The sequence below is a fragment of the Hansschlegelia sp. KR7-227 genome (assembly GCF_049446035.1).
In the GTDB taxonomy this organism is placed as follows: Bacteria; Pseudomonadota; Alphaproteobacteria; order Rhizobiales; family Methylopilaceae; genus Methylopila.
Genome location: NZ_JBMSEA010000001.1, coordinates 1846039 through 1871006 on the forward strand (window position 1 = coordinate 1846039; position 24968 = coordinate 1871006).

Genomic DNA, 24968 nt, shown 5'->3' on the forward strand with positions numbered 1-24968 from the left:
GAGACGGCCCTTCGGGCCTCCTCAGCATGAGGAGGGGCGAGCCTGCCGTCCTCTGCGCTCCTCATGCTGAGGAGCGCTTCGCAGAAGCGCGTCTCGAAGCGCGCGCCGCGCTCATGCAGGCCGCTGTCGCTCATCGGACCGCCAGCGGGAACAAGGCGAGCGTCGCGACGGTGACGACGATCGTCACGAGCGCGAAGTGCCAGAACAGCACGACATTGTGGATGTCGATGTCATGCGCGGCCGTCAGCTTCGACCCGACCGAGCGCGCGAGGCAGTAGAGCGTCATGATCACGCCGACGCCGAGATGGACGGCCGTCCAGATCGCGATCACCCAGACAGTCGCGGGGTAGACATGGGCGGTGGGGTCGAGCCCGGTCGCGTGCGGTCCCCAGAGCAGCGCCGCGCCGCTCCCGACGGCGAGGACCGCGGCCCCCGTGAGCCAGAAGCGCAGCGCGCCTGGCCGGTCCGCGGCGTTCGCGCGGCGGGCGGCGAGCATCGCGGCCCAGGCCGCGACGCCAAGCGCGAGCGCGGCCGTCGGCCAGACGACGCCCGGACCGGCGCCATCGCCGGCGGGAAAGCCGCTCGCATGGATCGTCCAGTAGAAGAAGTAGCCGAAGATCAGGCTGGCGAAGGCCGACATGTCGCCGATCATGGTGATGAACATCGCCCACCAGCCGACCGAATCCGGGCCGGAGACGTAGAGCGGCAGGCTCAGTCCGAGTCCGACGTCCTTCTCCTTTTTCTCGGGGATGATCGCGGTGCCGCGCCACAGCCAGACCAGGATCGAAATCAGCGCCGCGATCGCGAACAGGATCGTCAGCGTCCAGGCGTAGAAAGTCGCGGCGATGAAGGCGCCGCCGGTCAGGAACGCCGCGCCCATGGTCATGAAGGTGTTGCCGGGCACGCGGAGGCACTGGATCGGCCGCGCGTCGAGCACCGAGGTGATCAGCGTCTCACGCTTTCCCTCCTCGGCGTCCGGCAGGTAGAAGCGGCCCTCGTCGAAGTCGCGCACGAAATTCGGCTGCTGCCAGAGCGGGTATCGTGTGGTGACGACGGGGACGGTGCGCACGCCCCAGTCCTTGCCCGGGTTCTCCGACAGCCATTCCAGCGTGCCCGCGTTCCACGGGTTGCGCGGCGCGTAAGGCTCGCGACCCCTCGGGCGCAGCACGTCCCAGACGATGACGAGCACGCCGGCGGCGAACACGAAGGCGCCGACCGTCGAGACCATGTTGAGCGTGTCGAAGCCGAGCCCCTCGGCGTAGGTGAACACCCGGCGCGGCATGCCGCGCAGCCCGGTTATGTGCATCGGCAGGAAGGTGACGTTGAAGCCGACGAACATCAGCCAGAACGCCCATGTGCCCAGCCGGTCCGACAGCTTCCGGTCGCGCGCGAACGGGAAGTAATAATAGAGGCCCGCCATCAGCGGGAACAGCATGCCGCCGAGCAGCGTGTAATGCAGATGCGCCACTACGAAATAGGTGTCGTGCGCCTGCCAGTCGAACGGCGCGAGCGCCACCATGACGCCGGTCAGCCCGCCGAAGACGAAGATGCCGAGCGCGCCGATCGCAAACAGCATCGGGACCGAATAGACCACGCGGCCGGCGAGCAGGGTCGCGAGAAAGACGAAGATCTGCACGCCGGTCGGGATCGCGACGGCTTCCGAGGCCGCGGAGAAGAAGGCGAGCGAGATCGACGGCAGCCCCGTCGTGAACATGTGGTGGACCCACAGTCCGAACGACAGGAAGCCGGTTCCGACGGCGGCCAGCACGATCCAGGAATAGCCGAGGATCGGCCGCTGCGCGAAGGTCGGGACGATCATGGCGAGCAGCGCGATCGCCGGCAGGAACACGATGTAGACCTCCGGGTGGCCGAAGATCCAGAACAGGTGCTGCCAGAGCAGCGGGTCGCCGCCGCGCTTGGGATCGAAGAACGGCCAGTCGAACATCCGCTCGAGCTCGAACAGGATGTCGCCCGCGATCAGCGGCGGGAAGGCGAACAGGATCATGCCGGCGACCACCAGCACGTACCAGGCGTAGAGCGGCATCAGATTGATGCGCATGCCGGGCGGGCGGCACTTCAGCGTGCCGACGATGAGCTCGACCGCCGCCGCGATCGACGCCACCTCGATGAAGGACAAACCCAGCAGCCAGACGTCGGCGCCGATGCCTGTCTGCTTCTCGTCCGTCGTCAGCGGCGGATACATGAACCAGCCGCCGTCCGGCGCCGCATTGAAGAAGATCGATCCGCAGACGAACACGCCGCCGATCAGGAAGCTCCAGTAGCCGAAGGCGGAGAGCCGCGGAAACGGCAGGTCGCGCGCGCCCAGCATCTCCGGCAGGATGACGATCGCCACCGCCTCGAAGATCGGCACGGCGAACAGGAACATCATCGCCGTGCCGTGGAGGGTGAAGACCTGATTGTAGAAGGTGGCTGAGAGGAAATCGTTCTCAGGCACGGCGAGCTGCGTGCGGATCAGCAGTCCCAGGACGCCCGCGAACAGGAAGAAGAACAGCGAGGTCGCGGTGTACCAGAGCCCGACCTCGGAATTGTTGACCGCGGACCAGTAACGGAAGCCCGGCGGCGTCTCCCAAACCTTCTCGAGCCGCTCCTCCTGGGCCTTGCGGTGTTCGGGGTCGTCCTGGGGAGAGGGCGCGCGCTCAGCGGTCATGGGCGGATTTCCGACGAGCGGAGCGCTTCCCAATGGGGGCGCGGTCCTGCGTGCTTCGACACGGCGCTCGGGGCCTCCTCGGCATGAGGAGGTTTGAGGACGCCAAAGCGGAGACGATCCTCATGCTGAGGAGCCTGCGAAGCAGGCGTCTCGAAGCACGCACGGCGGTTCGCGCGAGCGGAGAGGTTCCCGAGCCTTGCCGTCACTTCAGGCTCCCCAGATAGGCGGCGATCGCCGCGAGGTCCGCGTGCGGCAGGTTGGGATAGGCGGGCATCTTGGCGCGCGGCTTCAGCGTGTCCGTCTCCATGATGAAACGGATCACGTTCTCGGCCGTGTTGGGCAGCAGGCCGGCGCCCACCGTCGCGCGTTCGCCGAAGCGGGTAAGGTCGGGTCCGACCTCGCCCTTCGCGTCGGTGCCCGCGACGGCGTGGCAGGCGCCGCATCCGTTCAGCCGGAACAGCTCGCCGCCGCGGGCGGTCTCGACCGCCTGCGCCGCCGGCCGCGCCTGCGCCGCGAGCCAGGCTTCAAAGTCCGGCTTCGCCATCGCGACGACCGGAAACGCCATCAAGGCGTGGCTCGCGCCGCAGAACTCGGCGCAGACCCCGCGATAGGTTCCGGGCCGCTCCGCCTGCAGCACCAGACGGTTCTCGCGGCCCGGGATCATGTCGACCTTGCCGCCGAGCGCAGGGATCCAGAACGAGTGGATCACGTCCGGGCTCGTTAGCGCGAACTCGACCCGCTCGCCGACCGGGATCCGCACCTCGTTGGCGCTCCGCGCCTCAGCGCCGTCCTTCGGCCGATAGGTCACGCGCCACCAGAACTGCTCGCCCGAGACGTCGATTCTCAGGCCTTCGCCCGGCCGCCGCAGCTCGGACATCATGCCGAGCCCGTAGATCAGGAGCCCCGCGAGCACGACAACCGGAAACGCGACGCCGCCCCACAAAATGAGCTTGCGGCCGATATGCTCCTCGTGCGGTTCGGGACGTATGCGCGTGGCGTAGATCGCCGCCGCCATCACCAGCGTCCAGATCACGCCGGCGCCGACCGCCATGACGAGAAACAGCCGCGCGACCTCCTCCGCCTCATGCCCTGCGGGCGCGAGCGCGGACTGCACGCCCGAGCAGCCGGCCAGGATCGGCGATGCGAGCAGGACCACGACATGCGGATGGCGGAGGGGCGAAATCGTCTGTCTCCGTCAGCCGTCGCGCGCGGCGGGCGTCGCCGGATTGGAATTTTTCGCAAACAAGAATGTCGCGCGAGGCGGACAAGGCCAGAGCCTCGCCGCCCCGAAGCGTCGCGCGCGACGGGACGGGCGATCACGTCCCCGCGATCTCCGTCCGTCGGATGTCAGAGCAAGCGGCGCGGGCCCGGCGCCGGACGAGGCCCGCGCCGACGGCGCTAGAGCATCGGCCGGCCGCCCGTGACCGGGATCACCGCGCCGGTGATGTAGCTCGCCTCGCCCGAAGCGAGCAGGACATAGGCGCCGGCGAGCTCCGCGGGCTGGCCCGCCCGGCCGAGCGGCGTGTTCTCTCCGAAGCTCTCCACTGCCTCCTCCGGCATGGTCGACGGGATCAGGGGCGTCCAGATCGGGCCCGGCGCGACCGCGTTCACGCGGATGCCGCGGTCGGCCACGAGGCCTGCGAGGCCCGCCGTGAAGTTCGCGATCGCGCCCTTGGTGGTGGCGTAGGCCAGAAGATGAGGGCTCGGGTTCTTGGCGTTGATCGACGTCGTGTTCACGATCGACGAACCCGGCTTCATCACGGGCACGGCCGCCTTCGACAGATAGAACTGGCTGTAGACATTGGTGCGGAAGGTCACGTCCCACTCTTCCGCCGATATGTCCTCGATCCGCTCGAAGCTCGCCTGATGGGCGGCGTTGTTGACGAGGATGTCGAGCCGGCCGAAGGCCTCCATCGCCTTGGCGACGAGGTCGTTGCAGTGGCTCTCCTGCTTGATGTCGCCGGCGACGACGACGGCCTTGCGGCCCGCCTCCTCGACCAGCCGCGCCGTCTCGCGGGCGTCGTCGTGCTCGTCATAATAGGAGATCAGCACGTCCGCCCCCTCTCGCCCATAAGCGATCGCCACGGCCCGGCCGATGCCGGAATCCGCGCCCGTGATCAGCGCGGCGAGGCCGGTCAGGCGGCCCGAGCCCTTGTAGCTCTGCTCGCCATGATCGGCCTGCGGCCGCATCGCGGACTCGCTGCCGGGCATGGGCTGCTTCTGGTTCGGCTGCGGTGGCTGGGGATGGGCGGTTTTCGGGTCGTCGAGCATTGGCGGCTCTCCGTGTTCGGTGGGGTTCCTCCCAGGTTGAACACGGCTCTCGCGAGGTAGTTCCCCTGGACGCCTTAGACGTGAACGGCCCGCCCGTTCGCTGGAACAAAGCCGCGCGTCCGTTGTTCGCACGCAGGACGAGGTCTTCAGAAGCCGCCCGGCTCGATCGCCGGGCCGAAACGGGAAGGGTCCCCATGACCGGCAAGGCGAAGCACGCCAAGAGCGGCGAGAAATGGTCTCAGGACGTCACGGAAAGGAGCGACGCGCTCGATCTCGAAGACGGCGTGTTCACGAAGGACGATCCGGCCGAGATCGCCAGATCGCTGAAGCGCTCGGCGGAAAAGAGCGACCGGCGGAAGTCCGATCCCTATCGCTCCGCGATCTCGATGCTGACCTTCCATATCAACCGGTCGGGGAAGAACCTCGCCGCCGATCAACGGAAGACGCTCGAAGCCGCGAAGGACGAACTGCGGAAGTTGTTCGGCAAGGAGACCGACTGAGCGACCCCGCCGTGCGGCGATCCGTCAGGCCGCGGCTGCGCCCACCAGCGCTGCATCCTCCGCAAGGGCGTTTCCGTCCTGCCCGAGGCGTCGGGCGTAGAACATCGCGACGGTGGCCGCGGCGCCGGCCGGGTCGGCGCGGAGAGGATCGCGCGCTAAACCGTCCAGCGCACGCGCCAGCGCCGCCTGCTGGACGCGCTCGGCCTGCAGCTCGGCGGCTTTGACCATGTCCCTCACGCCCTCGACCGCGCCCGGCGGCAGGTCGCCGACGCCCGACTTCAGGTCGCGGCGCACCGCCCGCAGCGGCTGGACGGCGCGCTCGCGCCAGGGGGCGGCCGCCGCGTCCAGCACGGCGACCTCGCTTTCCCCGATCGGGATCCCGAGCTTGGCCGCGGCGTGGAGCGCGACCAGCAGCACATTGACGTCGACGCCGCATCCGTCCTGAAGGCGCAGGCAGGCGGCGGCGACGCCCGGCTTGCCGTAGACCTCCAGCGCGAAGCCCCAGTGCGGGCCGTCGAGGTCGAGCGCCGCGGTCACGGCTCGTCGCTCGTCGCGCCGGCCTTGGAGACGCCGGCCCAGCGGCCGGAGAGCCCGGCCTCGATGCCGAACAGGTCGAGCGCGCGCCCCACCGTGTGGTTCACGACGTCGTCGATGCTCTTCGGCCGAGCGTAGAAGGCCGGCGCCGGCGGCATGACGATCGCCCCCATCTCGGTCACCGCGGCCATGCTGCGGAGATGGCCGAGATGGAGCGGCGTCTCGCGCACAAGCAGCACGAGACGGCGACGCTCCTTCAGCACGACGTCGGCCGCGCGCGTGAGAAGCGTCGAGGTCACTCCGGTCGCGATCTCCGACAAGGTGCGGATCGAGCACGGCGCGACGATCATGCCGGCGGTGAGGAACGACCCGCTCGCGATGCTCGCGCCGACATTGTCGACATTGTGGAACGAGCTCGCGAGCGCCCGCAGATCGGCGGGTTTCAGGTCGGTCTCTTGCGCGAGGGTGACTTGCGCCGACCGGCTCATCACGAGGTGGGTCTCGACCCCCAGATCGCGCAGGACCTCGAGCAGCCGCACGCCGAGCGCCGCGCCCGACGCGCCGCTGATCCCGACGATGATCGGCCGCGAGACCGGGCCGCTCATCCGAGCGTCGCCCCGGCCGCGGCGAGGATGTCGCGCGCCCGCGTGCGCTCCTCCTCGGAGATCACCAGGCGCTCGGCGAAGTCGCGTCCAGAGGGGCGCGTCGCGTCGATCCCCATCTTGGTCAGCGTGAAGTCCTTCGGGTCCGAGCTCGGATCGAGGATCGCCCCCTTGGCGCCGGGCACGAAGAAGATGTCCTTCTCCGCACGCACCCGCGTCGCGATCGCCCAGAACACGTCGTTGATGTCGAAGACGTCGACGTCGTCATCCACGACGATGACGTATTTCGTGTAGAGCTCGGTGCCGAGCGTCGCCATCACCGCCATCTGCGGTTCGCCCTCGGCGATCTTCTTCATGGCGATGATCGCGACGAACGCCCCGCAGGTCGAGTGCGGCACGTGGACGGCGGTGACGTTGGGCAGGTTGCGCTTCAGCGCGTTCAGGATCTCGCCTTCGCGTGTGACGCAGGAGATCAGGATGTGGTCCTTCGCCATGCCGGAGACGACGCTGTGGAAGAGCGCGTCGCGCCGCATCCGCACCCTGTGGGCGACGAACACGTTCTGCGTGCTGCGGTAGGACGCGTAGCCGGTGAATTCGCCGAAGGGCCCCTCCGGCTCGCGCGTCTCGGCCAGAATCTCGCCCTCGATGACGATCTCGGCGCCTGCCGGGACTTCGAGGTCCTCGATCCCGCAGCGGGCGAGCCGGTAGGGCTCGCCGAACAGGCCGCCGATGATCTCGAACTTCCGCACATGCGGCGGATAGGCGTAGGTCATCGAGCCCATATAGTGCAGCGGATGCACGCCGATCACGACGGCCGCCGGCAGCCCGTGCCCGCGCTCCTCGGCGCGGCGGTGGAACTCGTGCATGCGGCGGCGCGAATGCAGCGACACGCCGAGCCGGTTGCGACCCTTCAGCATCAGCCGATGGAAGCCCGTCGTGTCGACCCCGGTGACCGGGTCGCGCGCCGTGATCTGCCCGGCCGTGATGTAGGGCGCGGCGTCGACCGTGAATTGCAGCGGGATGGGCAGTTTCGTGAGGTCGACGTCGGCGCCTTCGATCACGACCTCGTCCCAGGGCGCGCGGTCGAGCGTCTCGCAGGGCAGATAGCTCATCGCCCGTTCGCGGAACGCGGTCGGCAGATCGCCAGGCTCGACGTCGAGGCAGGCGGCGAGCAGCTTTCGGTTCGCCGCCACATTGGTGACGAGCGGCATGCCCTTGCCGTCGACGTCGTCGAACAGAAGCACGGGGCTGCGGCCGGCGCGCTCCAGCTCGAAGGCGACCGCGGTCGTCGCGAAGCGCGAGTCGACGCGTTGCGGCACGCGCACGAGCTCCTCGGGGAAGCGCGTCGACACCATGTTCAGGAAGCCGCGGAGGCTCTGTCCGTCGGCGTTCGGAAACTCTGCCATTCGTCCTCGCCCGATGCTTCGCGGCCGACCGGGCCGCGCCGCGGCTCCGAACCGATCGTCAGTATGCTGACGATATCCGCCTTGGCAACCGGAAAGAGCCGCTGACCCCGCCGATCCCCGGCCTACAGCATGCGCAGCGCCGAGCGGCCCTCGTCATTGTTGGCTTCCACCAGCACCCGCAGCGAGCGCGCGAAGGCGTCGCGCTCGTCCGGCGACAGCGGCGCGACGAGGCGGCCATGCGCGCGGTCGAGCGCGTCCTGCATCTCGGCCAGCATCGCCTCCCCCTGTTCGGTCAGAAAGGCGCGCCGGAGCCGCTTATCCTCCGCGTCTGCCTCGCGCCGCACGAGGCCGCGCTTCTCCAGCCGCGCCAGCACGTTCGAGGTCGTCGTGCGGTCGACGCCGATCTCGGCCGCGAGCGCGGCCTGATCGATTCCGGGCGTGAGCAGCAGCACCTGCATGACGCTCGATTGCACGGGCGTCGTGCCGAAGGCCGCGCATTCCTGCAGGTAGATCGACACGTAGATCTGGTGCAGCCGACGCACCATGAAGCCCGGCCGCGTGAACAGACCGGCCGCCCTCGTCTTGGTTGAAGCCGACACCTTCGCGCCTCCCGGCCGCCGCGGCGGCGGCGGCCTATCGCTTGCCAGATTCTTGCGCGATCGGCCACCGGACGGCGCCGGCGGTCTCGCCGCTATGGCCGAGCCCCGCTCTCGGACGGCAGGCGACGAGCCGCGGCGAAGGCCCGTCGCCGCGCGGCCGCAGCCGGGTCGCGCCGGCGAGCCAGCGCAACAGGGTCGGAGCTGCGAGCGGCGCGAGCGCCTGGCCCGCGGGATGCACGATCATCCGCGACAGCGCGGTGGCAAACCGGATCTGCGGCGCGAGGTCGGTCGCAAGCGTCGCCTGGAACGCGCCGGCCGCGCGGCCGTCGAGCAGGCCGCGGGCCGCGAGCCTCGCCCCGTGCAAAGCGAGCGTCACGCCCTCGCCGGCGAAGGACGGGACGACCGCGGCCTGGTCGCCGACGCGCCAGAGTCCGTCCCCCTCGCCTCCGCGTCGCACGAGGCCGTAAGGAATGCGGGACACCGCGAGCGGACGCTCGAACAGCGGCTCGGCGCCGGCGAGCGCCGCCTCGAAGCGCGCGACCGACGCGCGGAGATGAGCTGCGAGCGCGTCCCAGCCGCCGCCGAGCTCCGCGAAGGCGCGCATGGTCACCACCAGGCACAGATTGGCCCGGCCGCCCTCGATCGGCTCCAGCCCGGCGTAGCCGCCCGGGAACAGGCCGATCTCGACCCCGTCCTCCAGCGCTCGCCTGGCGGCGTCCGGCAGACGGAAGACCGTCTTGAAGCCGATCAGGTCGTTCTGGCGGCCCGGCGGCCGGGCATGGCCGCGCAGATCGTGCTTGCCGGTCGCCAGCACCGCGTGGCGCGCGACGATCGTCCGGCCGCAGGCGAGGCGCGCGCGCCACCCCTCCTCCGCCGTCCTGAGCTCGCGGACCGCCGAGCCGCGCAGCGCCCGCGCGCCGCTGTCGCCCGCCAGCGTCAGCAACGCCTCATCCAGAACGCGCCGCGACAGGCTCATCGCCCGGAACGGCAACGGCCGCTCCGTCCGCCAGCTCCCGCGCGAGACCCCGACCGCGCAGATCGGAACCGCGCCGAGAGCCGCGACGTCGATCCCGAGGCGCTCCAGCATGTCGAGCGCCTCGCCGCTCAGGAACTCGCCGCAGACCTTGTCGTGGGGGCCGAGCTCGCGCTCCACGACGACGACGTCCCGCCCGGCGCGGGCAAGTTCGGTCGCGAGCGCAGCGCCGGCCGGCCCGCCGCCGACGATCAGGACGTCGTGGGTCTCGGCCGTCATCGGCGGACCCGCGACACGCAGAGACGGAACGGCGTCCGCCAGACGATCTCGGCCGCGCCCTCCGGAACGTCCGCCGCCGCGAGCGCCCCACGCCACTCCTCGGCGACGAAGGCGCGCGCGAAGGACACCGGGCCGTCGTGCCGGACGAAGCGATGCATCCGCAGCGCCCAGGCGGCGGCTTTGAAGCCGATCACCGGCAGGCGGTTGCGGTGGAGGTCGTTGACGAACCATCCGACGCCGGCGGTCCGCTCCATCCAGCGCAGGAAGGCCACGAGCGCGGCGTCGTCGAGATGATGGGTGAACAGCGCGCTGAGGACGACGTCCACCGGGCCGTCGAACCGGACGTCGAAGACGTCGGCGGTGCGGTAGTCGATCGCGGGGTCGCCCCCTGCCTCGCGCGCCGCGCGCTCGGCCCAGGGGTTGCGGTCGAGCCCCGTCAGCGCCACGGCGACGCCACGGCGACGGGCCCAGTCCGCGATCTCCCGCAGCGTGTCGCCATAGCCGGAGCCGACGTCAACGATCGCGGTCGGCCGGTCCTTCGGCAGGCGGCCCTCGCGCAGCAGCCGATCGAGGAAACCGAGGGTCGGGCGATAGCCGAGCGACAGGCGATTCACGCGGGCGAGGTCGACCAGGCAGGCGCGGAACGTCTCGTAGTCGGTCGCGTCGTCGTCCATCAGCTCCGGCGCGCGCGAGCGGCCGGGCGCGGCGAAGGCGGTCATCGTCCCGCGGTCTGGAACATCATGGTCTCGGCGACGAGGCCGGGGCCGAAGGCCATGGCGCAGCCGGTCCGGCCGGGCTCGGCGTCGCGCATGATCTCCTCAAGCACGAACAGGATGGTCGCCGACGACATGTTGCCGTTCGCCCGCAGCACGCGCCGCGACGGCACCAGCGCGTCGCCCTCGAGCTCCAGCCCGGTCTCGACGGCGTCGAGCACCGAGCGGCCGCCGGGATGGACCGCCCAGAGGTCGACGTCCCGGACCTGGCGGCCAGCCAGGATGGTCTCGACGCCCCGCTTCAAAGTGCGGCCGAGTTCGCCCGGCACGCGGCCGGAGAGGAACATGTCGAAGCCGAGATCCCGGATGTTCCAGCGGATCTCCTCGGCGGTCCCGGGCGCCATCGCGGCGTGGAAGCTGTCGAGCGCCAGTCCGACGGGCTCGGCGCTGACGAGCGCCGCCGCGCAACCGTCGCCGAACACGAGGAACGACAGCAACTGCTCGAGATTAGCGCTCTCGTTCAGATGCAGCGTGCAGAGTTCGAGGCAGACGACGAGCACCCGCGACTGAGGCTCCGAGCGCACGATGTGGCGGGCGAGCTTCAGCCCGTTGATCGCGGCGTAGCAGCCCATGAAGCCGACCGTGGTTCGCTCGATCGACGGATTGAGCTCGAAGCGCGCGATCAGGTCGAAGTCGATGCCCGGCGCCGACAGGCCGGTGCAGGAGACGACGATGAGATGGGTCAGCCGGCTGGCGTCGGCGCCGAGGCCGAGCCGCTCGAACGCCTTCGCCGCGAGATCGGGCGCATCGGCCTCGTAGCGGCGCATGCGCGCGGCGGTCGAGGGAAACCGGCCGAGCGCATAGAAGCCGTCGCGGTCGAGCACGCCGTCGCCGTCGTCGACCTTCGGCGTCAGCGCCGACCAGCGATGATCGATCTGGCCGCGCTCCGCCATGCGGCGGAAGGCGCGATGGGCGCGGGGGTCTTCGAGCTGGCCTTCGGCGAAGCTGACGAAGGAGTCATGCACGTCGTTCGGGGGCGTCGCCGTGGCGATGCGGTTGAGATAGGCGGTGGTCACAGCGTGTGTGCCTTTCATGCGGCCCGTCCCCCGGCGGGCCCAAGCTTGCGCGCCAAATGCGCTTCCGGCGTCTGTCCGGCTTACGTAACAGACGCTCCGCGTATTTCTTTATTCCCTGCGACAGGCCGCCGCGTGCGGCGGGCCGGCGACGGGAGACGCCCGGCATGGGCTCAACTGGCGTCCCGAACCGGACGTTCTAGCATTACGTCGGCCGCCCGGACTAAGCCTGCGCCTGGAAGGGCGACCCCATGACGGACCATCAGCGGCAGGACCACGCGGCGCACGACCACGCCGCGCACGACCACGCCGGCCATTCCCACGGCCCCGGCGGCCACAGCCATGCGCCGAAGAGCTTCGGGCGCGCCTTCGCGATCGGGATCGGACTGAACACGGCCTTCGTCCTGATCGAGGCCGGCTACGGGATCGCGAGCAACTCGCTCGCGCTGATCGCGGACGCGGGCCACAACCTCTCCGACGTTCTCGGTCTGGTCGTGGCGTGGATCGCGGTGATCCTGTCGAAGCGGCCGCCCACCACGCGCTTCACCTACGGCCTGCGCGGCAGCTCGATCATGGCGGCGCTGGTCAACGCGGTCTTCCTGCTGATCGCGGTCGGCGTGATCGGCTGGGAGGCCGCGCAGCGCCTCGTCGACCCCCAGCCGGTCGCCGGCGCGACGGTGATGACGGTGGCGACGATCGGCGTCGCGATCAACGGCTTCACCGCCTGGCTGTTCATGGCGGGTGGCAAAGGCGACATCAACATCCGCGGCGCCTATCTGCACATGGCGGCCGACGCCGCGGTTTCGGCCGCCGTGATCGTGGCCGGCCTGCTGGTCGTGCTCACGGGATGGCTCTGGCTCGACCCGCTCGTGAGCCTCGCGATCGCGGCCGTGATCACCGTCGGGACCTGGAGCCTGCTGCGCGACAGCGTGCTGATGTCGCTCGACGCCGCGCCGCCTGGGGTCGACCCGGCCGCGGTGCGCGTGATGCTCGAGCGCCTGCCCGGCGTCGTGGAGGTTCACGACCTGCATATCTGGCCGATGAGCACGACGGAGACCGCCCTCACCGCCCATCTGGTCATTCCCGGCGGACATCCGGGCGACGACGCCTTGCATGCGATCGCGGCCGAGCTCGAGACGCGCTTCGGCATCGTCCACCCGACCATCCAGATCGAACTGCGCACGGGCGCCTGCCGGCTCGCGCCGGAGCACGCGGTGTAGGCGGGCTCGGGACGTCGGTCGCCAGCTTGTCCCCCGGGCCGCGACGCGCAAATCTCCTCCGCCGACAAGCCCGGAGCCAGCGTCCATGCCCCAACCGACCTTCAAGCTCTACAGTTACTGGCGGACCTCCGCGACCTACCGGGTGCGGGTCGCGCTCGCGTTGAAGGGCCTCAAGGCGCAGGAGATCAATGTCGACATCGACGCCGGCGAACACCGGTCGCCGGCGTTTCTCGCGATCAACCCGCTCGGCGCGATCCCCGCTTTGATCGAGGAGGGCCAGCCGCCGCTCACCCAGTCGGTCGCGATCCTCGAATATCTCGACGAGATCGCGCCCGAGCCTCCGCTCCTCCCCGGCGACCCGCACGGCCGCGCGCGCGTCCGCTCGATCGCCGCGATGCTCGCCTCCGACACCCACCCGCTGATCGTGCCGCGGGTGCGCCGCTACCTGACGGAAGCCGGCTTCGACGCCGACGCCTGGAGAGCGTGGCAAATCAACTGGTTCACGACGGGTCTTCAGGCGGTGGAGCAGAAGCTCGCGCGCGAGCCCGGCGCCGGCGCCTTCTGCCACGGCGACGCGCCGACGATCGCCGACATCTGCCTGGCGAGCGTCACGGCCGTGATGAAGGTGTTCAAGATCACGGTTCCGGACATCCCCACGGTCGACGCGATCGTCGCCCGATGCGAGGCGATGCCGGCCTTCGCGAACGCCGATCCCATGAAGCAGGCCGGCGCGCCGCAGGGCTGAAGGGCGCGATCCGTCCGTCAGCCCGTCGCCGCGTATCCGTCGCGGCGCGGGTCGCTCGCCGCGGCGTAGCCCTCGACGGCCGGATCGCCCATGCGCCAGATGAACTGTCCGGCGCCGAAATCCTGGTAGCTGTCGTCGATCACGCTCATTTCGTGCCCGCGGCCGGCGAGGCCCTCGACGGTCGCCCTCGCCATCGTGGCCTCGACGTTGATGTCGAGGCCGGCGTTGAAGCGCCAGCGCGGCGCGTCGCAGGCGGCCTGCGGGTTCTGGGCGAAGTCGATCATGCGCACGAGGGTCTGCATATGCCCCTGCGGCTGCATGTTGCCGCCCATCACGCCGAAGCTCATCACCGGCTGGCCGTCCTTGGTGAGGAAGCCCGGGATGATGGTCTGGAACGGCCGCTTGCCCGGCGCGACGACGTTCGGGCTCGCCGGATCGAGATGGAAGCCGTGGCCGCGGTTCTGCAGCGAGAGGCCCCAGTCGGGCAGGCAGATTCCGGAGCCGAAGCCCATGAAGTTCGACTGAATGAAGCTCACCATCATGCCGCTCTCGTCGGCCGCGGTGAGGTAGATCGTGCCGCCCCTCACCGGATTGCGAGCCGCGAAGACCTGTGCGCGCGTCGGATCGATGAGCTTGGCCGCCTCGGCGAGATAGGAATCGTCGAGCAGCTGGGCCGGCGTCACCTTCATATGGGCGAGGTCGCCGACATGGGCGTAGGTGTCGGCGAAGGCGAGCTTCATCGCCTCGATCTGCAGATGATTGGCGTCGACGCCGTCGGCCGCCATGCCCGCCAGATCGAAATTGCCCAGGATGCCGAGCGCGATCAGCGCGGCGATCCCCTGCCCGTTCGGCGGGATCTCGTGGACCGTATAGCCGCGGTAATCCTTGGAGATCGGCGTCACCCATTCGGCTTTGAAGGCCGCCATGTCGGCCGCCGTCATCGCCCCGCCTTCGGCGCGCGCCCGGGCCTCCATCGCCTCGGCGATCTCCCCGCCATAGAGCGCCGCGCCTTTGGTCTCCCCGATCGCCCGCAGCATGCGCGCGGCGCCGGGCAGCGTGACGAGCTCGCCCACATGCGGCGCGCGGCCGCGCGGGAGGAACATCTCGCCGAATCCAGGCTGGCGCACGATGTCGGGGACCTCGGCCGCCGCCGCCCATTTCCCCTGCACGACAGTCGGCGCGAGATAGCCGCGTTCGGCGATCTCGATCGCGGGCTCGAGCAGGTCGGCGAAGGGCAGCTTGCCGAAGCGCTCGTGGAGCGCGGTCCAGGTTCCGACCGCGCCCGGCACGGTCACCGAGTCCCAGCCGCGCATCGGCGGACGGGCGTGGCCCTCGCCGTATTTTTTCGCGAAGTAATCCGGCGTCCAGGCCGCCGGCGCGCCGCCGGAGCCGTTCAGTCCGTGCAGCTCCTTGCCGTCCCACAGGATGCAGTACGCGTCGGAGCCGAGGCCGTTCGAGCAGGGCTCGACCAGCGCCATGACGGCCGCGGAGGCGATCGCCGCGTCGACCGCGTTGCCGCCGCGCCAGATCATCTTCAGGCCGGCCTGCGCGCCAAGCGGGTGCGAGGTCGACACCACGTTGCGGCCGAACACCGGCATGCGGCGGGAGGGGTAGCCGGCGGTCCAGTCGAAGTTCGTCATCGGGCGTTTCTCCGCGGGGCCTCGGTCAGCGGGCTGATGCGAGGCCGGCGGGGCCGCGCCGCGTGCTTCGAGACGCCCGCTGACGCGGGCTCCTCAGCATGAGGCACGTTGGCGCCTTCAGGAACCACGACGCTCCTCATGCTGAGGAGCGCCGAAGGCGCGTCTTGAAGCACGCAAGCGTCTACCCCCGAGCCGTCTCTCATAAACGAGGCCCTTAAGCCCCGCCGAACACGGCTTCGAGCCTGGCGTGAGGGACCGCCAGGTCGAAGCCGCGCTCAGCGAGCCATGAATCGTTGAACAGCGTCGAGCGGTAGCGCTCGCCGGAATCGCAGAGCAGCGTGACGACCGAACCCTCGCGGCCGGCCGCCTTCATCTCCTCGATGAGCTGCAGGCAGGCCCAGACGTTCGTGCCGGTCGAGCCGCCGCAGGGCCGGCCGAGCAGGCCGCTGATCATCCGCGCCGCCGCGATGGAAGCGGCGTCCGGCACCGCGATCATGCGGTCGACCAGCTCGGGCACGAAAGACGGCTCGACGCGCGCGCGGCCGATGCCTTCGATGACGCTGTCGCAGCACTCGACCCGGTGGACCGAGCGCTCGGCGTAATGGCGGTGGAACACCGAGCTCTCCGGGTCCGCCACGCAGAGCGAGGTCGGATATTTGCGATAGCGGATATAGCGCCCGATCGTGGCCGAGGTGCCGCCGGTGCCGGCGCCGCACACCACCCAGTCGGGCGTCGGCCGGTCCTCGAGCGACAGCTGCGCGAAGATCGATTCCGCGATGTTGTTGTTGCCGCGCCAGTCCGTCGCCCGCTCGGCGTAGGTGAACTGGTCCATGAAATGCCCGCCGATCTCGCGCGCGAGCCGCTCCGCTTCGTCGGAGACGTCGCCGCGGTCGACGAGGTGGGGAACGCCGCCATGGAACGCGATCGCGGCGATCTTTTCCGGCGAGGTCGAGCGCGGCATCACCGCGATGAAGCGCAGCCCGAGAAGCTTCGCGAAATAGGCCTCCGAGATCGCGGTCGAGCCGCTCGAGGATTCCACGATCGTGGTGTCCGGTCCGATCCAGCCGTTGCACAGCGCGTAGAGGAACAGCGAGCGCGCCAGCCGGTGCTTGAGGCTGCCCGTGGGGTGGCTGGACTCGTCCTTGAGATAGAGGTCGATCCCCGGCGCGCGCGGCAGCTCCAGCCGGATCAGATGGGTGTCGGCCGAGCGGTTGATGTCGGTCTCGATGCGGCCGATCGCCTGCGCCACCCAGGCGCGGCGGTCCGGATCGGCGCCCTGCCGTTCCGAAGCGGTTTCACGAAGCGCGAGCATCAATTCTTCCTCAGTTCGGCTTCCGCGCGGGCGCGGAGCGCCGCCCGGTCGATCTTGTTGGTCGAGGCGAGCAGCATCGCGTCGAGGAACCAGACCCGGCGCGGGTGCTGATAGGCCGGCGCGTGCTCGAGCGCGAAGGCCTTGATCGCCTGTTCGTCCACCGTCGCGCCGGGCTTGCGGACGATGAAGGCGACCGGCTTCTGCCCCTTGATCTCGTCGTCGACCGGCACGACGCTCGCCTGCAGCACGTCGGGATGCGTCTCCAGCACCGCCTCGACTTCGCCGGGGAAGATGTTCTCGCCGCCGGAGACGAACATGTCGTCGGCGCGGCCGACGAAGAAGTAGTAGCCGTCCGCGTCGCGGCGGAACACGTCGCCGGTGTCGTAGAAGCCGTCCGCCGTGATCGGCGACGGCACGTCCGGACGGTTGTGGTAGCCGAGCATGATCGCGGGGCTCTTCATCTGCAGCACGCCGGCCGTAGGCGCGTCCGGCCCGACGAGGCGGACCTCGACGCCGTCATGCGGCTTGCCCACCGAGCCGGTCGGCGCGCCGCCCTTGTCGGAGAACACGACCGGGCCGCCCTCGGTGGTGCCATAGGCGTTGATGATCCGGGCGTTCGGCAGCAGCTCGCGGATCTGCGCCGCGAGCGTGTCGTTGACCGGGGCGGAGCCCATGCGCACGACCCGGACGCTCGACAGGTCGGCGCCGGCCAGCGCCTCCTTCTCGCGCAGCATCATCGCGATCATCGGCGGCACCGCAGTCGCCCAGGTGACGCGGCGCCGGGCGATCGCCTCGATGTAGACGCGCGCCTGGAACTGCGGCAGCAGGATGATGGTCGCGCCGCCTGCGCAGGCGAGCAGGGAATTGGCGAGCGCGTTCATGTGGTAGAGCGGCGCCGCGACCAGCATGCGTTCGCCGGCGAGATCGTCGTCCGCCATGCGGGCGGCGATCACCCACAGATGCGCCTTGTGGGACAGCAGCACGCCCTTCGGCCGCCCGGTCGAGCCGGAGGTGTAGAGCGTGAGCGCAGGCTCGTCGTCGCGCGGGACGATCGGCTCGAACGGCCCGGGGTCGAGCCAGTCCGCGAAGCCCGGCCCGTCGAAGTCGACCGCCTCGACGCCGTCCGGGACCTGGTCGCGGCGGCCTGCGTCGCAGAACGCCGCCCGCGCGCCGCTGTCGGCGACCACCTGCGCGATCGTGGCCTTCGGGAACTTGTGGTTGACGGGCGCGGGCACGATCCCGGCGCGCATCGCGCCGAGGATCACCGCGATCGAGTCCGGCCGGTTGGCGGAGAGGATCGCGATCCGGTCGCCGCGGACGAGCCCCTTGCGCAGCAGGCCGCGCGCGAACGCATCCGCCATGGCGTCGAGCCCGGCTCGGCTCAGGACGGTCTCGCCGCCGTCGAGGCCGACGCCGACGATCGCGGGGGCGTCCGGATCGCCGGCGCGGCTCACCACGTCGCCGAGGTTGTGGACGGTCATCGGGAGCTCCGGCATTCGATGCGCAGGTCGAGCGAGGCGATGTCGAGCAGGGCAACGCCGTCGGCTCCGGGCGCGGTCCAGCGCGCGGCGGGCGTTGCCGAAGCGCGCGCCGCCAGCGCGTCGAGGCCGTCGAACCGAAGCCCGAGCTTGGCGAAGCGCGCCGCGGCGCCCGGCGCGACATCGATGGCGAAGTCGTCGACGGCCACCCGCCAGCCCGCAGCCGACAGCGTGGCGGACGATCCCGTCGCTGCGGCGTAGCGCCTGGCGTCCGCCTCCGGCGCGGGCGACGCGACCTCGATGCGGTCGAAGCCGACGAAGCCGTTCGGATGCGACAGCCATTCCTCCCGCCAGACGAGCTCAGGCGTCAGGTGCTCGCAGAAATAGACCCGGCCGGCGGGAAACAGCTCGGCCGGAACGCGCACCGTGCGGAACTTCGCCTCGAGCGCCGCGCCGTCGATCTCGACGGGACGCGAGAACGCCTTCGGCTCGCCCGGCGCCAGCCCGGCGTCGGACAGCCTCGCGAAGGTCGCGTCGGCGTCCTTGGTCTTGAAGACCAGGCCGCTCAGGCCGAAGGGGCTGTCCAGCACCTCCTGGCGCTGCTTGCCCTCATTGGGCACGCCGACCAGCTCGAGATAGGCGCCCGGCGCCACCATCAGATGGTTGATGGAGCCGAGCGAGTGGCGGCCGAGCGGCGTCAGCGTGAAGCCGAGACCTGCGAAGATGTCGGCCGCCGCGTCCATGCCGCGCAGCGTGTTGATCACGACATGGTCGAGCGGCGCGATGGTCACTTCGGCGTCGCGGTCATGTAGACGCCGCGGCCGCTCGCCAGCAGCTTGCCGTCTTCCGAGAGGATCTGCGCCTCCGCGACCGAGATCTGGCCGCCGAACTTCACCACCTTGCCGCGGCAGGTCAGGTCGCCCTGCATCGCGGCGCGGTGATAGTCGACGCGCAGATCGACCGTCGGCACGCCGCGGCCGGTCTTCGACACCAGCGCCCAGTCCGCGGTGAGGTCGACCAGGGTCGCGAGGATGCCGCCATGGACATAGCCGTGCTCGGCGTTGACGACCCATTCCGGCCGCCAGGTCGCCTTGATCTCGATCTCGCCGTCGCCGACCGACGTGACCTTGAGGCCGAGCCACTGGTGGAAGGGCCCGCGGAGAAGCTTCTCCTCGACCTCGGCCGCGGTGATCGCGGCGCCGGTATCCGCGCTCACGGCGTCACCACGATCTTGCCCATGACCTCGCGGTCGCGGATCATCCGCAGGCCTTCGGCCGCCTCCTCGAGCGTCAGCTCCTTGTCGATGACCGGCTTCAGCGAGCCCTCCTGGATCATGTCCATGAGCGCCGAGAGGTCGTCGTCGTAGAAGCTGTTGGACCCGATGATCCTGAGCTCGAAGCTCCAGATGTAGCGCAGGTCCTCCTTCGGATCGTGGCCCGCGGTCGCGCCGCAGGTCAGGATCGCGCCGCCGCGCTTCACGCATTTGAGCGACGGCGCCCAGGTGTCGCCGCCGGTGAAGTTGATGACGACGTCGACGCCGCCCTCATAGCTCCGACGCTGGGGCTTGCCGTAGTGCTGGATCGCCCATTTCGAGAAATCGGTCTCGCGGTAGTTCACCACATGGTCGGCGCCGAGCTCCTTCAGCCGGGCCATCTTGTCGTCGCTGCCGGCGCAGGCGATGACTTCGCAGCCCATCTGCTTGGCCAGCATCACGCAGCCGGTGCCGACCCCGCCGCTGGCGCCGAGGATCAGCACCTTGTCGCCGGCCTTCACCGTCTTGTGGGTGACGAGCATGCGGTGCGCCGTGCCGTAGGCGACGGGCAGCGAGGCCGCCTCCGCGAAGCTCACCTTGTCGGGCATGGCGATCAGCTGGCCGGCCGAGACCTTGCAGTATTCGGCCATGCCGCCGTCGAGCATCTCGCCCATCAGCCCCTTGTTCGGGTAGAGCGGATTGACCAGCACCCGGTCGCCGAGCTTCCAGCCGGTGACGCCCTCGCCGATCTCCGTGATCTCGCCCGCCATGTCGAGGCCGATGACCACGGGCAGCGGCACCTTGATGCCGGGCATGCCCTTCACGGTGAACACGTCGTGGTAGTTGAACGACGACGCGCCGACGCGGATCACCACATGGCCGGCGTCCGCGGTCGGGACGGGGTAGTCGTCGACGACGGTCAAGTCGGAGACGTCGCCGTGCTGCTTCAGCAGCAAGGCCTTCATAGTCGCTGGCATGAGACTGCTTTCTCTTTTCGCGGCGCTTCAGCGCTTGTCGTTGGGGTGTCGACGTCCGGCGATCACTTGATCGCCTTCGAGGCCTCGTAAGGGCCGGTGACGAGGGCGCTGTCGGGCAGCGTGCCCTTCACGGCGCCGACCGACTTGAAGACCTCGAACTCGGATTTCAGCGAGGCGACGTCGGCGGGCTCCATCGAGACGGTGTAGATGCCGTCCCAGAGCGCGGCGTAGTTCGTCGCGTCGTCCTGCTTCATGTTCGCCGCCTCCATCAGGGCCTTGGCGACGGCGGCCTTGTCGGCCTTGCCGAACTCGTAGGCCTTGCGCATGCCGGCGACGACCTTGGCGGCGCCATCGGGATTGGCCTTCAGCCAGTCGTTGCGGACGAGGCCGACGCCCAGCACCGGGGGCGCGTCCTGGCCGGTGATCTTCTTCCACTCGTCGCGGAAGGAGGCGAGCTTGCGCAGCTTCATGTCCTTGACGAGCGCCTGGGTGACGGTGCGCAGCGCCGCGGCGTCGATGTCCTTCTGGGCGAGGAACTGGGCGAGGCGCGGGTCGTTGCCCGGCACGCTCTGATAGTCGTCGGCCTTCATGCCGTAGTTCTTCTCGAGGATCGCCGCCGTGATGGCGGCCGTCGCGCTGCCGGAGGGCGAGGTGCCGATCTTCTTGCCCTTGAGCTCTTCGATCGTCTTGATCGGCGAGTCCTCGGGCACCACGAAGTCCAGCTCGGCGACCTGGGTCGCGAGCATGATCGACATCGGCAGGCCGTCGGCCGCGACGCTGAGCGAACCGCCGGCGGCCGCGCCGATCGCGAAGTCGATCGCGCCCGCCGCCATCGCCTTGGTCGGGGCGTTGACGTCCGGGAATTTCACATACTCGACCTCGAGCCCCTCCTTCTCCATGAACTTGCCGGACTCCAGCACCGCGCCGAAGCCGAGGCTGACGCCCGAGCTCCAGTAGCCGATGCGGACCTTTTCGGCGTGCGCCGGGGCGGCGAGACCGACGACGGCTGCGACCGCGGCGGCGAAGAATGCGATGCGTGTCACGTGGGCTGCTCCGAGTGCGTGGGGCGTGAAAGGGAGAAACAAGCGGCCGTCACTGGACGTTCGGCCGCTTCTTCCAGGCGAAGAGGTGGTTCTCGAGGGGCTTCAGGATCATCGCTTCGAGCACGATCATCAGCGCGACCAGCGTCAGCGTCCACGCGAACACCTGGTCGGTCTGGACGAGGTCGGCGGCCTGCCTGAGCCGGTAGCCGATGCCGCTTGACGCGCCGAGCGTCTCGGCGACCAGGCTGACGCGCGCGCCGAAGCCGAAGGCGAGCCTCGCGGCGGAGAAGAACGGCGGCAGGATCGTCGGCAGATAGATCTTGGTCAGCACCTGCAGCCGCGACATGCGGAAGGTCTGCGCGAGCTCGATGAAGTCGGCGTTCACCGTGCGCGTGCCCTGCCAGACATTGGTCAGGATCAGCGGCATCGCGGTCATGAACACCACGAAGATCGTGGTCCAGTCCGACAGGCCGAACCAGATCAGTGCGAAGATCGCCCAGATGGTGGACGACACGGTGTTGATCACGGTCAGCACCGGCTCGAAGAACTCGCCGAGCTTCTCGCTCGCGCCGAGCACCAGGCCGAGCGGCACGCCGACCGCGGTCGCGATCGCAAAGCCCATGAAGACGCGCCAGAAGGTGATGCCGAAGTCGCGCCAGAAGCTCTTCGAGGCGACGAGCACGGACCAGGCTTCGTAGACGCGGGCCGGCCCCGGCAGCACGAAGGCCTGCGCGCCGAGCGAGGCGATCTGCCAGATCACCAGCAACACGGCGAGCAGAGCGAGGCGCAGCACGAGCAGGCGGAGACGGCGTTCGCCGGCCCCTGCGGCCTGCGGGGCCCCTTCGGCGCGTTCTTTGTCGCGTTCCTGGGCGAGCGGAGTGGGGGGCGCGACCGGCATGTCAGAGACTCTGGCGCAAGGCGCGGGCCTGCTCGTGCACGGCGGGCGCGGACGGGTCGCGGGGATAGGGGAGATCGATCATGCGGGTCTCGCGCACGCGGCCGGGCCGCGGATTCAGCACCACGACCTGCTTCGCCAGCACCACGGCCTCTTCGGCGTCGTGGGTCACGAACACGATCGTCATGTCCATGAGCTTCGCGATCCGCAGCACCTCGTCGTGCATCTGCGAGCGGATGGTCGCGTCAAGCTTCGAGAACGGCTCGTCCATCAGCAGCAGCGTCGGGCGCGTCACCAGGCTTCGGGCGAGCGCGACCCGGCTGCGCATGCCGCCGGACAGCTCGTGCGGATAGGCCTTCGCGAATTGCGACAGCCCCACGAGCTCCAGCGTCTCGGCGACGCGCGCCTTGCGCTCCGCGCGGCCGACGCCCGCCGCTTCGAGGCCGAAGGCGACGTTCTGCGCCGCGGTCCGCCAGGGCAGCAGCCGGTCCTCCTGGAACATGTAGGTCATCGAGCGCCAGTCCTTGAACTCGCTCGCCTTGACGCCGTTCAGGAACACGCAGCCGCGGTCGGGCTTGATCAGCCCGGCGATGATGTTGAGCAACGTGGACTTGCCGCATCCCGAGGCGCCGACGATCGCGACGATCGTCTTCTCCGGCACGTCGAGGTCGATGTTCTGCAAAACGTGCAGCGGCTCGCCATCGCGACGCGGAAACCATTTGCTGACGGACTGAACCTTCACAGACGCCACCGCTCAGTCTCCGAACGCGTCGCCGGCCGGCCGGAGCGGCACGATCGCGGCCGCCTCCTTCAGGCTGGCCATGACCCGCTGCATCGTCATCTCGCGAAAGGTCTCGACATGGCGGCACGCCACCTGCTCGGCCGCCGCGGCGTCGCCGGCGACGAGATGCTCGATCATCAAAGTGTGGTCGTTCTCGATGTTCGGCCGCTCGCGGCGCACGCCGAAGCCCAGCGCGACCAGCCGCGTCATCTCGTCGAGCAGGCCGGAGAGCATCCGGCAGAGCCGGCCGTTCCCCGAAGCCTGGGCGATCGCCATGTGGAAGCTGCGGTTCGCTTCGAGAAAGAAGTCGAGCTGGTTTCCGACGTCGCCCGGCATCTGGCCGCGGCAGGCGTGTTCGAGGCGTTCGAGCTGGACGCGGTTGACCCGGCCGGAGGCGAGCCGCGCCGCGAACGGCTCCAGCACCATGCGGAGCGCGAACACCTCGTCGACGTCCTTCACGGTGACGGGCGCGACCCGGTAGCCGTGGCGCGGGATCGAGACCAGCAGCCCGGCCTGCGTCAGCCGCTGCAGCGCGATCCGCAGGCTCGCCTTGCCGAGCGCGAAGCGGTCCATCATCTCCGCTTCGGTGAAGCGGGCGCCCGGCATGATCCGGCAGGAGACGATCTCCCGGCGGATGAGGTCATAGGCCTGATTGCCCCTAAGGGTCGCGTCCGGCATGGCGATCTCGGCCATATGGCCGACGGGTCGCTGACCGCCTCTTCCGTCCGCCATCTAACCGCTCCACGAGAAACTGGTGAGCAGCCTACAAACCTAATTTGGGATGCTCAAGCGGGTTTTGTGGGCGCCCTGCGCCGACGCGACAGGCGATGTCTCTCACCTGGTCGACGGCGGCGACGGCCGGATGGACGGGGTGTAGTGAGCGGTGCGCCATAGGCGAGCGTGCGGCCTCACGGTCGGTCAGGCCCTTCGACGGCGGGCGGAGCCCGTCCCGGCGTTCGAGCGGAACGTCGGTCTGGTGACTAAAAAATAGGCAAGGCCAACAGACCGCACGTCGTTTTTCGGCGCGGACGACGCGCCTCCGACGATCCCCGACCGGCCGCGAGCCGGCGCGGCCGGCGCCATTTCAGGTGGCATGTCGCTTGCGTTCTCGACCTCCGCGCGGAGCCGCCGTCTCCTCCCGCCGCACCCGCGCGCGACGACTCCGCACGACCTTTCCATTCCGCGCAAAAAGACGAACAGGACGCATGCATCCATGATGACCCGCAGAGCCCTCCTCGCCTTCGCCGCCGTCCTGGCGCTCGGTCTCGCGCCCGCTCGCGAGGCGCGGGCCGACGCGCTCGCCGACATCATGGCGCGCGGCAGCGTGCGCATCGCGGTCCCGCAGGACTTCCCGCCCTTCGGGAGCGTGGGCCTCGACATGGCCCCGCAGGGCTACGACATCGACGTCGCGAACATGATCGGCGCGAAGCTCGGCGTGAAGGTGGAGCTGACGCCGGTCACCAGCGCCAACCGCATCCCCTACCTCCAGACCAACAAGGTCGACCTCGTCATCTCGAGCCTCGGCAAGAATCCGGATCGCGAGAAGGTCATCGACTTCTCGACCGCCTACGCCCCGTTCTTCAACGGCGTGTTCGCCCCCGCTTCGGTCGACGTGAAGTCGGCCGAAGACCTCGCCGGCAAGTCGGTCGGCGTCACCCGCGGATCGGTCGAGGATCTCGAGCTCAGCAAGATCGTGCCGGCGAGCGCCACGGTGAAGCGCTACGAGGACAACAACGGCACCATCTCGTCCTTCCTCTCGGGCCAGGTGAACGTAGTGGCGACCGGCAACGTCGTGGCGGCGGCCATCCTCGCCCGCAATCCGCCGAAGAAGCCGGAGCTCAAGTTCCTGATCAAGAACTCGCCCTGCTACATCGGCTTCAACAAGGACCAGCCGGCCCTCAAGGCGAAGCTCGACGAGATCCTGGCCGCCGCCAAGAGCGACGGGACGATGAACGCGATCGCCCAGAAATGGCTGAAGACCGACCTGCCGAAGGATCTGTGAAGGCC

24 protein-coding genes are annotated in these 24968 nt (G+C 69.6%); 4 read left to right on the forward strand and 20 right to left on the reverse strand.

Annotation, left to right across the window (positions count from 1 at the left end; genetic code table 11):
* Positions 1–130: 130 nt before the first annotated feature.
* The 3 genes from ctaD to ACO2RJ_RS08645 all read right to left on the reverse strand — a co-directional run bounded on the left by ctaD (position 131) and on the right by ACO2RJ_RS08645 (position 4939).
* Positions 131–2668 carry a cytochrome c oxidase subunit I gene (gene ctaD, locus ACO2RJ_RS08635; RefSeq protein WP_423267583.1) on the reverse strand — a complete coding sequence of 846 codons (2538 nt, stop codon included), beginning with the start codon at positions 2666–2668 and terminating at the stop codon, positions 131–133.
* A 202-nt stretch (positions 2669–2870) separates the two neighbouring features.
* Positions 2871–3824, reverse strand: coding sequence for a cytochrome c oxidase subunit II (coxB, locus tag ACO2RJ_RS08640; protein WP_423267584.1), 954 nt, complete (start codon positions 3822–3824; stop codon positions 2871–2873).
* A 242-nt stretch (positions 3825–4066) separates the two neighbouring features.
* The gene (locus ACO2RJ_RS08645) at positions 4067–4939 is read right to left on the reverse strand and encodes an SDR family oxidoreductase (protein WP_423267585.1); all 873 of its coding nucleotides are present in this window, start codon (positions 4937–4939) and stop codon (positions 4067–4069) included.
* A 194-nt stretch (positions 4940–5133) separates the two neighbouring features.
* On the opposite strand from ACO2RJ_RS08645, the gene ACO2RJ_RS08650 reads away from it, so the two are divergent.
* A complete protein-coding gene (locus ACO2RJ_RS08650; protein ID WP_423267586.1) occupies positions 5134–5439 on the forward strand; it encodes a DUF3175 domain-containing protein in 306 nt (101 codons plus the stop codon).
* Between the two features lie 24 nt (positions 5440–5463).
* Here the strand turns inward: ACO2RJ_RS08650 and ACO2RJ_RS08655 are convergent, their stop codons facing one another.
* The 7 genes from ACO2RJ_RS08655 to ACO2RJ_RS08685 form a co-directional block, all read right to left on the reverse strand.
* Positions 5464–5976 carry a TIGR02444 family protein gene (locus ACO2RJ_RS08655; protein ID WP_423267587.1) on the reverse strand — a complete coding sequence of 171 codons (513 nt, stop codon included), beginning with the start codon at positions 5974–5976 and terminating at the stop codon, positions 5464–5466.
* On the reverse strand, positions 5973–6578 hold the full coding sequence (locus ACO2RJ_RS08660) for a UbiX family flavin prenyltransferase (protein WP_423267588.1): 606 nt from the start codon (positions 6576–6578) through the stop codon (positions 5973–5975). Before ACO2RJ_RS08660 ends, ACO2RJ_RS08655 begins: the two co-directional genes overlap by 4 nt.
* Positions 6575–7981, reverse strand: a complete 1407-nt coding sequence (locus ACO2RJ_RS08665) for a UbiD family decarboxylase (protein ID WP_423267589.1) — start codon at positions 7979–7981, stop codon at positions 6575–6577. The genes ACO2RJ_RS08660 and ACO2RJ_RS08665 overlap by 4 nt, the downstream gene beginning before the upstream one ends.
* A 122-nt stretch (positions 7982–8103) precedes the next feature.
* Positions 8104–8580, reverse strand: coding sequence for a MarR family winged helix-turn-helix transcriptional regulator (locus ACO2RJ_RS08670; RefSeq protein WP_423267590.1), 477 nt, complete (start codon positions 8578–8580; stop codon positions 8104–8106).
* Between the two features lie 34 nt (positions 8581–8614).
* Positions 8615–9832 carry an NAD(P)/FAD-dependent oxidoreductase gene (locus ACO2RJ_RS08675; protein ID WP_423267591.1) on the reverse strand — a complete coding sequence of 406 codons (1218 nt, stop codon included), beginning with the start codon at positions 9830–9832 and terminating at the stop codon, positions 8615–8617.
* Entirely contained in the window at positions 9829–10551 is a 723-nt protein-coding gene (locus tag ACO2RJ_RS08680; protein ID WP_423267592.1) for a methyltransferase domain-containing protein, read from the reverse strand. The genes ACO2RJ_RS08675 and ACO2RJ_RS08680 overlap by 4 nt, the downstream gene beginning before the upstream one ends.
* A complete protein-coding gene (locus tag ACO2RJ_RS08685) occupies positions 10548–11639 on the reverse strand; it encodes a type III polyketide synthase (protein WP_423267593.1) in 1092 nt (363 codons plus the stop codon). The genes ACO2RJ_RS08680 and ACO2RJ_RS08685 overlap by 4 nt, the downstream gene beginning before the upstream one ends.
* Before the next feature lie 230 nt (positions 11640–11869).
* Here ACO2RJ_RS08685 and ACO2RJ_RS08690 point away from each other — a divergent pair, with 230 nt between their 5' ends.
* Positions 11870–12838 (forward strand): cation diffusion facilitator family transporter, encoded by a 969-nt coding sequence (locus ACO2RJ_RS08690; RefSeq protein ID WP_423267594.1) that lies wholly within the window; start codon positions 11870–11872, stop codon positions 12836–12838.
* Between the two features lie 85 nt (positions 12839–12923).
* Positions 12924–13583 (forward strand): maleylacetoacetate isomerase, encoded by a 660-nt coding sequence (gene maiA, locus ACO2RJ_RS08695; protein ID WP_423267595.1) that lies wholly within the window; start codon positions 12924–12926, stop codon positions 13581–13583.
* A 17-nt stretch (positions 13584–13600) separates the two neighbouring features.
* Here the strand turns inward: maiA and ACO2RJ_RS08700 are convergent, their stop codons facing one another.
* From ACO2RJ_RS08700 to ACO2RJ_RS08745, 10 genes are all read right to left on the reverse strand, one after another.
* Entirely contained in the window at positions 13601–15223 is a 1623-nt protein-coding gene (locus tag ACO2RJ_RS08700) for a gamma-glutamyltransferase family protein (RefSeq protein ID WP_423267596.1), read from the reverse strand.
* A 214-nt stretch (positions 15224–15437) separates the two neighbouring features.
* A complete protein-coding gene (locus ACO2RJ_RS08705; RefSeq protein ID WP_423267597.1) occupies positions 15438–16535 on the reverse strand; it encodes a PLP-dependent cysteine synthase family protein in 1098 nt (365 codons plus the stop codon).
* Positions 16535–18016, reverse strand: coding sequence for a class I adenylate-forming enzyme family protein (locus ACO2RJ_RS08710; protein ID WP_423267598.1), 1482 nt, complete (start codon positions 18014–18016; stop codon positions 16535–16537). Before ACO2RJ_RS08710 ends, ACO2RJ_RS08705 begins: the two co-directional genes overlap by 1 nt.
* The gene (locus tag ACO2RJ_RS08715; RefSeq protein ID WP_423267599.1) at positions 18013–18804 is read right to left on the reverse strand and encodes a VOC family protein; all 792 of its coding nucleotides are present in this window, start codon (positions 18802–18804) and stop codon (positions 18013–18015) included. Before ACO2RJ_RS08715 ends, ACO2RJ_RS08710 begins: the two co-directional genes overlap by 4 nt.
* The gene (locus tag ACO2RJ_RS08720) at positions 18801–19229 is read right to left on the reverse strand and encodes a PaaI family thioesterase (RefSeq protein ID WP_423267600.1); all 429 of its coding nucleotides are present in this window, start codon (positions 19227–19229) and stop codon (positions 18801–18803) included. The genes ACO2RJ_RS08715 and ACO2RJ_RS08720 overlap by 4 nt, the downstream gene beginning before the upstream one ends.
* Positions 19226–20242, reverse strand: coding sequence for a zinc-binding dehydrogenase (locus tag ACO2RJ_RS08725; RefSeq protein ID WP_423267601.1), 1017 nt, complete (start codon positions 20240–20242; stop codon positions 19226–19228). Before ACO2RJ_RS08725 ends, ACO2RJ_RS08720 begins: the two co-directional genes overlap by 4 nt.
* Before the next feature lie 62 nt (positions 20243–20304).
* Positions 20305–21285, reverse strand: a complete 981-nt coding sequence (locus ACO2RJ_RS08730) for an ABC transporter substrate-binding protein (protein ID WP_423267602.1) — start codon at positions 21283–21285, stop codon at positions 20305–20307.
* A gap of 49 nt (positions 21286–21334) precedes the next feature.
* On the reverse strand, positions 21335–22183 hold the full coding sequence (locus tag ACO2RJ_RS08735; RefSeq protein ID WP_423267603.1) for an ABC transporter permease: 849 nt from the start codon (positions 22181–22183) through the stop codon (positions 21335–21337).
* A gap of 1 nt (position 22184) precedes the next feature.
* Positions 22185–22931, reverse strand: coding sequence for an ABC transporter ATP-binding protein (locus ACO2RJ_RS08740; protein ID WP_423267604.1), 747 nt, complete (start codon positions 22929–22931; stop codon positions 22185–22187).
* A 3-nt stretch (positions 22932–22934) separates the two neighbouring features.
* On the reverse strand, positions 22935–23693 hold the full coding sequence (locus tag ACO2RJ_RS08745) for a GntR family transcriptional regulator (RefSeq protein ID WP_423267605.1): 759 nt from the start codon (positions 23691–23693) through the stop codon (positions 22935–22937).
* A 481-nt stretch (positions 23694–24174) separates the two neighbouring features.
* Between ACO2RJ_RS08745 and ACO2RJ_RS08750 the strand changes: the two genes are divergently transcribed.
* Positions 24175–24963, forward strand: coding sequence for a transporter substrate-binding domain-containing protein (locus ACO2RJ_RS08750; protein WP_423267606.1), 789 nt, complete (start codon positions 24175–24177; stop codon positions 24961–24963).
* Positions 24964–24968: the final 5 nt, after the last annotated feature.

What these genes read in the sequence shown, in the direction of transcription:
- ctaD (WP_423267583.1), bottom strand. Translation starts at nt 2,668, where the DNA reads ATGACCGCTGAGCGCGCGCCCTCTCCCCAGGACGACCCCGAACACCGC.
- ACO2RJ_RS08645 (WP_423267585.1), bottom strand. Translation starts at nt 4,939, where the DNA reads ATGCTCGACGACCCGAAAACCGCCCATCCCCAGCCACCGCAGCCGAAC.
- ACO2RJ_RS08650 (WP_423267586.1), top strand. Translation starts at nt 5,134, where the DNA reads ATGACCGGCAAGGCGAAGCACGCCAAGAGCGGCGAGAAATGGTCTCAG.
- ACO2RJ_RS08660 (WP_423267588.1), bottom strand. Translation starts at nt 6,578, where the DNA reads ATGAGCGGCCCGGTCTCGCGGCCGATCATCGTCGGGATCAGCGGCGCG.
- ACO2RJ_RS08665 (WP_423267589.1), bottom strand. Translation starts at nt 7,981, where the DNA reads ATGGCAGAGTTTCCGAACGCCGACGGACAGAGCCTCCGCGGCTTCCTG.
- ACO2RJ_RS08675 (WP_423267591.1), bottom strand. Translation starts at nt 9,832, where the DNA reads ATGACGGCCGAGACCCACGACGTCCTGATCGTCGGCGGCGGGCCGGCC.
- ACO2RJ_RS08680 (WP_423267592.1), bottom strand. Translation starts at nt 10,551, where the DNA reads ATGACCGCCTTCGCCGCGCCCGGCCGCTCGCGCGCGCCGGAGCTGATG.
- ACO2RJ_RS08685 (WP_423267593.1), bottom strand. Translation starts at nt 11,639, where the DNA reads ATGAAAGGCACACACGCTGTGACCACCGCCTATCTCAACCGCATCGCC.
- ACO2RJ_RS08690 (WP_423267594.1), top strand. Translation starts at nt 11,870, where the DNA reads ATGACGGACCATCAGCGGCAGGACCACGCGGCGCACGACCACGCCGCG.
- maiA (WP_423267595.1), top strand. Translation starts at nt 12,924, where the DNA reads ATGCCCCAACCGACCTTCAAGCTCTACAGTTACTGGCGGACCTCCGCG.
- ACO2RJ_RS08700 (WP_423267596.1), bottom strand. Translation starts at nt 15,223, where the DNA reads ATGACGAACTTCGACTGGACCGCCGGCTACCCCTCCCGCCGCATGCCG.
- ACO2RJ_RS08705 (WP_423267597.1), bottom strand. Translation starts at nt 16,535, where the DNA reads ATGCTCGCGCTTCGTGAAACCGCTTCGGAACGGCAGGGCGCCGATCCG.
- ACO2RJ_RS08710 (WP_423267598.1), bottom strand. Translation starts at nt 18,016, where the DNA reads ATGACCGTCCACAACCTCGGCGACGTGGTGAGCCGCGCCGGCGATCCG.
- ACO2RJ_RS08725 (WP_423267601.1), bottom strand. Translation starts at nt 20,242, where the DNA reads ATGCCAGCGACTATGAAGGCCTTGCTGCTGAAGCAGCACGGCGACGTC.
- ACO2RJ_RS08735 (WP_423267603.1), bottom strand. Translation starts at nt 22,183, where the DNA reads ATGCCGGTCGCGCCCCCCACTCCGCTCGCCCAGGAACGCGACAAAGAA.
- ACO2RJ_RS08745 (WP_423267605.1), bottom strand. Translation starts at nt 23,693, where the DNA reads ATGGCGGACGGAAGAGGCGGTCAGCGACCCGTCGGCCATATGGCCGAG.
- ACO2RJ_RS08750 (WP_423267606.1), top strand. Translation starts at nt 24,175, where the DNA reads ATGATGACCCGCAGAGCCCTCCTCGCCTTCGCCGCCGTCCTGGCGCTC.